Origin of the sequence: Maribacter spongiicola (genome assembly GCF_052119685.1) — a bacterium.
Lineage (GTDB): Bacteria > Bacteroidota > Bacteroidia > Flavobacteriales > Flavobacteriaceae > Maribacter > Maribacter spongiicola_A.
Genome location: NZ_JBGQOO010000004.1, coordinates 341,762 through 350,208, shown reverse-complemented (window position 1 = coordinate 350,208; position 8,447 = coordinate 341,762). Strand labels below are relative to the sequence as shown.

General features: G+C 36.4%; 8 protein-coding genes and 1 pseudogene. 7 read left to right on the top strand and 2 right to left on the bottom strand.

Translation table 11 applies throughout. The annotated features are described in order from the left end of the window. From ACEN2N_RS09680 to ACEN2N_RS09650, 7 genes and pseudogenes are all read left to right on the top strand, one after another. A pseudogene (locus ACEN2N_RS09680) lies at positions 1-924 on the top strand (hypothetical protein); the annotation flags it as partial. A 32-nt stretch (positions 925-956) separates the two neighbouring features. Continuing rightward, positions 957-2,978, top strand: a complete 2,022-nt coding sequence (locus ACEN2N_RS09675; protein ID WP_441824130.1) for a gliding motility-associated C-terminal domain-containing protein — start codon at positions 957-959, stop codon at positions 2,976-2,978. Positions 2,979-2,983: 5 nt separating this feature from the next. Beyond that, on the top strand, positions 2,984-3,937 hold the full coding sequence (locus tag ACEN2N_RS09670) for a PorP/SprF family type IX secretion system membrane protein (protein ID WP_441824129.1): 954 nt from the start codon (positions 2,984-2,986) through the stop codon (positions 3,935-3,937). A 60-nt stretch (positions 3,938-3,997) separates the two neighbouring features. Beyond that, positions 3,998-4,528 (top strand): isopentenyl-diphosphate Delta-isomerase, encoded by a 531-nt coding sequence (gene idi, locus ACEN2N_RS09665; RefSeq protein ID WP_441824128.1) that lies wholly within the window; start codon positions 3,998-4,000, stop codon positions 4,526-4,528. Further along, positions 4,528-4,935, top strand: coding sequence for a 6-pyruvoyl trahydropterin synthase family protein (locus ACEN2N_RS09660; protein ID WP_441824127.1), 408 nt, complete (start codon positions 4,528-4,530; stop codon positions 4,933-4,935). The genes idi and ACEN2N_RS09660 overlap by 1 nt, the downstream gene beginning before the upstream one ends. Positions 4,936-5,016: 81 nt before the next feature. After that, entirely contained in the window at positions 5,017-5,979 is a 963-nt protein-coding gene (locus ACEN2N_RS09655) for a type I phosphomannose isomerase catalytic subunit (protein WP_441824135.1), read from the top strand. A gap of 59 nt (positions 5,980-6,038) precedes the next feature. Then, positions 6,039-6,308, top strand: a complete 270-nt coding sequence (locus tag ACEN2N_RS09650) for a hypothetical protein (RefSeq protein ID WP_441824126.1) — start codon at positions 6,039-6,041, stop codon at positions 6,306-6,308. A 78-nt stretch (positions 6,309-6,386) separates the two neighbouring features. On the opposite strand, the gene ACEN2N_RS09645 is transcribed toward ACEN2N_RS09650, so the two are convergent. Together ACEN2N_RS09645 and ACEN2N_RS09640 are read right to left on the bottom strand one after the other, a co-directional pair. Then, positions 6,387-7,082: a DUF4369 domain-containing protein gene (locus tag ACEN2N_RS09645; RefSeq protein WP_441824125.1), complete on the bottom strand. Its 696-nt coding sequence runs from the start codon at positions 7,080-7,082 to the stop codon at positions 6,387-6,389. A gap of 81 nt (positions 7,083-7,163) precedes the next feature. Continuing rightward, the gene (locus ACEN2N_RS09640) at positions 7,164-8,438 is read right to left on the bottom strand and encodes a DUF819 family protein (protein WP_441824124.1); all 1,275 of its coding nucleotides are present in this window, start codon (positions 8,436-8,438) and stop codon (positions 7,164-7,166) included. Between the last annotated feature and the right edge of the window lie 9 nt (positions 8,439-8,447).

Below are 8,447 nucleotides of genomic sequence, written 5' to 3'. Positions count from 1 at the left end.
GGAGCAACAGGTCCAAAAGGAGATACAGGCGATACAGGAGCGGTAGGTCCAAAAGGAGATACAGGCGATACAGGAGCGGTAGGTCCAAAAGGAGATACAGGCGATACTGGAGCGGTAGGTCCAAAGGGAGATACAGGTGATACAGGAGCGGTAGGTCCAAAAGGCGATACAGGTGATACTGGAGCGGTAGGTCCAAAAGGCGATACAGGAGCAACAGGTCCTGCAGGTGATCCGGCAACGGATGATCAAACATTGGCAACAACTGGTGCTGCTGGCCAAATATCAATTACAGGAGGTAATGCTATTACTTTAAATGTAAATGATGCCGATTCAAATGCATCAAACGAGCTTCAAACACTATCTAAGTCAGGTACAAATATAACTTTGTCTAATGGTGGTGGTACAGTTTCTATTGCTGATAATGATAACAATTCTAATAATGAAATACAGACAATAACATCTACTGATGGTTCGGTAACAGTGACTCAAACAGATATTAATTATAATTTATCTGTACCAACAGCAAACGGTGCTGAAACGATTGTAGAAGCTGCGCCAGACACAGATATTAGTGTTTCTGGTACAGGTACATCAGCTGATCCGTATTTAATTGCCAATACAAGACCTGATATTTTCTATCCACCATCGATAGAGGTAGATGTGGCAACAACTGGTACAGGCAGAACAATAGATTTACATGCAGAATATATTAGCCAGTATGGTACTCCTGCAGTTAGTAGCGTAGGTGCTCCTACGGCAATACCAACGTATGCAAATACAGAATTATACTACTATGTTACTTATTTTGATGATACTGTTTTTGCAAACGTTACAGTAAGCGCAGCGGGTATCATGCAGTATGATGTTATTGCTGCACCAACGGATTATAATACATTGATTAATGTAGTATTCGTAGCCAAATAATTAGCTTAATTAAGCATAGATCCCAAATCGATTTGAAAAAAACGCATATATATAAAACCATATTTCTCAGTATTGTTACTACGGTACTGGGAGTGTTGGTATCTAATGCCCAGTTTTTACTTCAGGCACCAACAGATAGTGATCAAAATAACTTTCGTTGGTATGAAGCTTCAGCCACGGCAACGGTACTTGGTACAGATTCTTTTTACGAAGTCACACAACCAGGTATTTACTTTGCTACTTATGATGGTACCTTATGTGGTTCTAATGCAACAGGGTATTTTATTGTAACAGACTGTAATAATCCAGACAATGAAGTAACTATGGATATTACAACTAACGTACCAAGCACAGCTTCGGTAAGTTGGAGTCCGCCATTACCAGGTGATCAATTAAGCCCAATGGTCATAGCAACCGATGCTGTAGTAAAATATACTGCACTGGTAACCAAAGCAGGTAATACGTTTAGTCTACCAAATTTCACGGTGGTGTGTTTACCTGAAGCAGCAGATTTAGAAGATGATGTAGTAACAACAGACGAAGATGTACCGGTTATTATAGATATCTATAGTAATGATGCCGATTTACCAGATGTAGGTGCTTTGACAACCACAGATCCAGCAAATGGTACGGTAACAATCGATGATGGTGGTACACCAAACAATCCTATGGATGATATAGTAACCTATACTCCAGATGTAGATTTCAATGGTACAGACACTTTCGATTATACGATTTGCAATGCCTACGGAGATTGTAGTACAGCTACGGTTACAATAGAGGTATTACCAATATTAGATACTAACGATGATTCTATTGCTATAGATATCAATGCAATTACAGCTATTGATACATGGCAAATAAATGATAACGATTTACCTACAGGTGGTACGTTTAGCGTAACGCAACCAACCAATGGCTCGGTAACTGTTGATGATAATGGTACACCAAATGATCCATCCGATGATATTCCAACATACTTCCCTAACAATAATTATTTAGGCACAGATACTTTTGATTATACGGTGTGTGATACAGTAGGTAATTGTAGCACATCGACCATAACAATTCTTATTAATCCGTTAGGTGTTGATATGGATAGTGATGATGATGGCATCGTTGATAGTTTTGAAGATTTGAACTTAGATGGCGATAATGACCCGTCTACCGACCCAACAGATTCTGATGGTGACGGCTTCCCAGATTACTTAGATATCGATGCTGACGGCGATGGTATTCCAGATAATGTTGAAGCTCAAGCGACGGCAGATTATATTCCACCTTCAGGGATCGACGCGAATACCAACGGGTTAGATGATGCGTATGAAATAAATGGTTTAACTGGAATATTCCCTGTGGATACTGACGGTGATAACCTACCTGATTATTTAGATGAGGATAGTGATAACGATAATGTGTTAGATGCAATCGAAGCTCATGACTATAATCATGATGGTATAGCAGATGTAGTAAGAATAGGGTCTGATAAAGATAATGATGGACTTGATGACGGATATGAAGGTGCTATTTCAGTTGATATTGACGTCAATGATGAAATTGATGATCCTTACGCGCAGCTTCCAAATACCGATGGTGATGAGGAATCTGATTACAGGGATACCGATGATGACGATGATGGTATAGAAACTCGTGATGAAGACGTCAACCTTAATGGAGATTACGTTGATGATGATTCTGACGACGACGGTATACCAAACTATTTAGATTCAGATTTAGGTCAGCTAGAAGAAGAAATAGAAGTTTTCAACGTTATTACACCTAATGGCGATGGCATTCATGATATTCTAAGAATAGACGGCTTACAGAATTACCCTAACAATACATTGAAAATCTATAACAGATGGGGTGTAGCGGTGTATATGACAAAAGCATATGATACAGAAGGCAATGTCTTTGATGGAACATCTGAAGGTAGGGTAACCGTTGACATGGACAGTAAATTACCAGTAGGTACATATTTCTATATTCTAGATTATGAATTACCGAACGGAGAAACAGAAACCCTGTCTGGTTACATATATATAAATAGATAATAAGAATGTTGAAAACATATATAACCATACTTAAAAAGAATTTTCTAAAACGAGCTGTCGCAGTAGTGGCAGTTTGTTTTGGAGTATTTTCTTATGGTCAGCAAGATGCGCAGTACACGCAGTACATGTATAATACCATAAGTGTAAACCCTGCATACGCGGGTTCTAGAGGGCATATTAGTATTGGTGCTCTACATCGTTCTCAATGGGTAGGTTTAGATGGTGCGCCAACTACACAGACTATTAATGCCCACTCACCAATTGGGTATAGGGGAGTAGGTTTAGGTTTATCGATTGTAAATGATGAGATAGGCCCAACTTCAGAAACTAATTTTGATATTGATTTTTCTTATACTGTTTATACTTCAACTGAAGGTAGATTAAGTTTCGGATTAAAAGCTAGTGCTAACTTGTTAGATGTTAGGTTTTCAGAATTAAACCAGTACACAACAGATCCTACTTTACAACAAGATATTGACAATAGACTATCACCTAATATTGGGGCTGGAGTATATTATCATACCGAAAGATTCTATGCAGGTTTATCTGTACCTCGATTTTTAGAAACATCGCATTTTCAAGAAACCAACCTTTCTACGGCTAAAGAACAAATGAACCTTTATTTGATAACGGGTTATGTTTGGGATCTAAATGAGTCTGTAAAGTTTAAACCGGCATTGCTAACCAAGGTAGTGCAGGGAGCACCCTTACAAGTAGATTTATCGGCAAACTTTATGTTTAACGAAAAGTTTATTTTAGGAGCGGCCTACAGATGGGATGCTGCATTTAGTGGTATGGCAGGTTTCAATGTATCAAATAAATTCTTAATCGGTTTAGCGTATGATAAGGAAACTACAGACCTTGGTAATACTGCTTTCAATGATGGATCGTTCGAAATAATTTTTAGATACGATTTCATTATGACCAAGAACAACTTAAAATCTCCACGTTTCTTTTAGATTTTTCTTTTTATATATTCATCATTACGTATAATACGTAAAACGCCTTATTTTTACGTAATGAAGGAAGAACAAGTAATTCTCGTAAACGAAAATAACGAGCAAATAGGCACTATGGCTAAGATGGAAGCTCATGAAAAGGCAGTTTTACATAGGGCATTCTCAGTATTTATTACAAATGACAAGGGTGAAATTATGCTGCAACAACGAGCGGCATCTAAATATCATTCTCCATTATTATGGACAAATACTTGTTGTAGTCATCAGCGTGTAGGTGAATCTAATATTGAAGCAGGGAAACGTAGACTTCAAGAAGAAATGGGGTTTGTGTCAGAGTTAAAAGAATTATTTTCCTTCATATATAAAGCTCCTTTTGATAATGGTTTAACCGAGCATGAACTAGATCATGTAATGATCGGTAGTTTTAGTGCAGAACCAAAAATTAATCCTGATGAAGTAGAGGCATGGAAATGGATGTCGCCTGAAGCTATAAAAGAAGACATCGCCAGTAATTCTCAGGAATACACAGCATGGTTTAAGATTATCTTTGATAAATTTTACGAACACTTATTTAAAATGCCAGCGAAATAATGAAAGTAAAAGTAAGTAGAAAGGCACATTTTAACGCAGCCCATCGTTTATATAGAAAAGATTGGGGTGACAGCAAAAACACCGAAATTTTCGGAAAATGTAACAACCCAAATTTCCACGGTCACAATTATGAGTTAATTGTAAGCGTTACTGGTGAGATAGATGCTGAAACCGGTTTTGTTATGGATATGAAGGTGTTAAAAGATCTGATCAAAGTAGAGATTGAAGACTATTTAGACCATAAGAATTTAAATATTGAAGTACCCGAGTTTAAAACGTTAAACCCAACAGCTGAAAATATTTCAGTAATCATTTGGCAAAAGTTAAGACCACATATTCAAAAATCACATGATTTAGAAGTGGTATTATATGAAACACCTAGAAATTTTGTAACGTTCTCTGGATAATTCAAACATTAAAATGTAAGAAAAATCTTTAAAAAACGTTATAAACCTGATTTAATTGACCAACAAATAAAACATACAATGATACATCCTCTGAAATTTAGACCAATTTTAAAAGAAAGACTTTGGGGCGGTACCAAGCTTAAAGAAGTTTTTGGTAAACCTATAGAAAGTGATATTACTGGCGAAAGTTGGGAGTTGTCTACGGTTAAAGGTGATATTTCTGTTGTGGCCAATGGCAGTTTAACAGGCAAGTCACTTCAAGATCTTATAGACACGAATGCAGAAGAGCTTTTAGGTAAAAGTGTTGTAGAGCGCTTCGGAAAAGAATTTCCTATACTTATAAAGTTTATTGACGCCAAACAAGATTTGTCCATTCAATTGCACCCAAATGATGCCTTGGCTAAAGATCGTCATGATTCTTTCGGTAAAACTGAGATGTGGTATATTATGGATGCAGATCCTAAAGCAGAATTAATTGTTGGCTTTAACAAAGATGTTACCAAAGAAGAATACGCTGAAAGTATTGCTAATGATACTTTGCTTGATCTTCTTAATTATGAGGAAGTTAAAGAAGGAGATACTTTCTTCATTAATACAGGTAAAATTCATGCTATTGGGGCAGGGGTAATGTTGGCAGAAATTCAACAAACATCTGATGTTACGTATCGCGTTTTCGATTTTAATAGAAAGGATAAAGATGGTAATCTTCGTGAGTTACATACAGAACTAGCACTAGATGCTGTTGATTATGAAAAGAAAGACGATTTTAAAGTCGCTTACGGTCATAAGAAGAATGAGGTGAATACCATGGTAGATTGTCCTTATTTCAAAACCAACTTCATAGAGCTTACAGAGAATTTAGATTTAGACACTACACAAAGAGATTCGTTCACCATTTTTATGTGTGTTGGTGGTGAAGTTAAGATTAATACTGCTGAAGGTGAAGTTTCAATTAAAAGTGGAGAAACAGCGCTGTTACCAGCATCTACGCAAAAAATAAAATTACAGTCTACAGGGGCTAAACTATTAGAAGTTACTATTTAAGGACTAATTAACCATACGGAAGTTCAAAAATTGTACTTTTGCAAAAAATATAATTAGAGATGGCAAGTATTAAAAATTTAAAGAAAGATATTAATAATGTTCTTGGTGACATTATAGAAGGTGTTTATATAGTTGAAGCTGCTAATGGAACTAAGCATTCAAAAGAAGGCACCGCTATTATAGATGAGGCAATTTCATCTTTTGATGAATTAGTTGCTAAAGTCAACAAAAACGATGTTGAGAACAAAAAAGCACATTTCAAAGATGTAAGAAAAGATTTGGAAACAAAAGCAACTAAATTGGTTGAAGACCTTAATAACTTAGTGTAGTTTACCTCTTCGTTCAAATAAAAAAGCATCCTAAAATATTAGGATGCTTTTTTATTATAATATATTAGTTTGATCTATTTAATTCTTTTTCAAAAGTGTAGCCAATTCTTTACCATATTTCGATTTAGCAACCTCTGGTGAAAGTACACTGTATATAGAATCTAAGTATTTGTTGTTGGCATCTGGTATTTCTTTTAAAGCAATGTAAGGCGCTATAAACGACGATTTGTTGTTCAGGGCGAAGTTAATGGCGAACGCATATCCTCTTTGCGTATTTCTATTGCTAATGTTCTCTAATGAATCGATGCTTATTTGACTAAGTTCATTCTCTGGCTGGGCGGCCTTCATCATTATCTCAATGTTTCTTTTGTTAATAGCAGACATGGTTTGTCTATATTCTTCTAACTTTTCTTGAGTTTCAGAACCTGTGATTTTTGCAGTGGTGTCGAAAGTATTCCAATCTGTATTAATTGTAATGATACCTGGTTCAGCAAAGAAAGTTATACGGTCGTTAATAGTATTATTATCTTTTTTATCAAGATAAAGATAGAATACCTCAGGACTCATTAATTCCGTTTTAAAAGAAAAATTTCCATCCCCGTTAATAGCAACGGAATCAACAGTAATTAAAACGGAGTCTGGTACATGCTGTAAATAAAGCGTTCCTTTTTTAAGTCCTTTTATTTTACCGTTCACAGTCATGGTCTCCTCTGGGTTATCGCCGCATGAACCTAATGCTAGTAATGCAGTAACAACAAATAATAATTTCTTCATTCTATTTATTTAGGTCGCAAATATCTATAAAATTTAATAATAAAGAACGCCAACCTTAATTTTGTTATTAAATATGAATCGTTATAACGAAGATGCAACCTCCATTAAATAGGCACAGAGCAATGCACCACCGGTACCCACTACATAACCTAAAACAGCCAAAAGCACACCTACAGAAGTCAATGATGGGTGAAACTCAGCAGCGACCACAGGTGCGGAAGCGGCACCGCCAACATTCGCCTGGCTACCTACTGCTAAAAAGAAATAGGGAGCTCTTATGAGTTTGGCAACCAAAATCATTAATCCGGCATGAATGGCAATCCAAATAAAACCAATAGCAATCAATCCTGGGTTTTCAAGTACTTTTCCTAAGTCCATTTTCATACCAATTGTAGCTACCAATATATAAATAAACAGTCCACCAATTTTACTGGCACCCGCACCTTCATAATTTTTAGCTTTGGTAAATGACAGCGCTATTCCTAGACAGGTAGCAATAACCACCATCCAAAAGAAAGCAGATCCTAAGAACGAAAGAAAACTTTTTTTATCGCTAATGGCATCAAAATTACTTTCCAAATAAGTACTGATATGGTCTCCGAAAAAATGTGCTAAACCAACCGCGGTAAAGGCTAATGACAACATAATCATATAATCGCGTAAGGTGGGCACCCGAGTAATTTTATCGGTAAACTCTGTCACCTTTAATTTCAAGGTTTCAATAGCAGAAGTATCCGCTTTTAGCCATTTGTCAATCTGTTTGGTTTTACCAACACCTAAAAGAACGATAGCCATCCACACATTTGCAACTACAATATCAATTAATACCATACCACCATATTTTTCTGGATTGTACTGAAAAATTTCTAGCATGGCAGCTTGGTTGGCACCACCACCGATCCAACTACCTGCAATTGTGGATAAACCCCTCCAAATAGCATCAAAATCATTACCACCAACGGTATCTGGGGAAAATATAGAGACAATAAGAATAGCAATTGGTCCGCCAATAATGATACCTACGCTACCAGTTAAAAACATAATAATTGCTTTAGACCCTAAATTGGAAATTGCTTTTAAATCTATGCTTAGCGTCATAAGAACAAGCGCTGCAGGCAGTAAATACCTACTTGCCATAAAGTACAAACTTGAAATTTCGTCAGAAACAATACCTGTGCTGGTCAAAATAGCTGGTAGCAAATAGCACATAAGTACCGCTGGAACTACGGAGTAAAACTTACTCCATAATCCGGTTTTTAAACTTGATGTGTAAAAGATGAAACCAAGGCAAAGCGCCAATAGCCCGAAGACTACGGTATCGTTTGTAATTAAAGGTTGTGTAATAAGATCAGGCATAAATTATTG

What these genes read in the sequence shown, in the direction of transcription:
- ACEN2N_RS09660 (WP_441824127.1), top strand. Translation starts at nt 4,528, where the DNA reads ATGAAAGTAAAAGTAAGTAGAAAGGCACATTTTAACGCAGCCCATCGT.
- idi (WP_441824128.1), top strand. Translation starts at nt 3,998, where the DNA reads ATGAAGGAAGAACAAGTAATTCTCGTAAACGAAAATAACGAGCAAATA.
- ACEN2N_RS09645 (WP_441824125.1), bottom strand. Translation starts at nt 7,082, where the DNA reads ATGAAGAAATTATTATTTGTTGTTACTGCATTACTAGCATTAGGTTCA.
- ACEN2N_RS09640 (WP_441824124.1), bottom strand. Translation starts at nt 8,438, where the DNA reads ATGCCTGATCTTATTACACAACCTTTAATTACAAACGATACCGTAGTC.
- ACEN2N_RS09670 (WP_441824129.1), top strand. Translation starts at nt 2,984, where the DNA reads ATGTTGAAAACATATATAACCATACTTAAAAAGAATTTTCTAAAACGA.
- ACEN2N_RS09650 (WP_441824126.1), top strand. Translation starts at nt 6,039, where the DNA reads ATGGCAAGTATTAAAAATTTAAAGAAAGATATTAATAATGTTCTTGGT.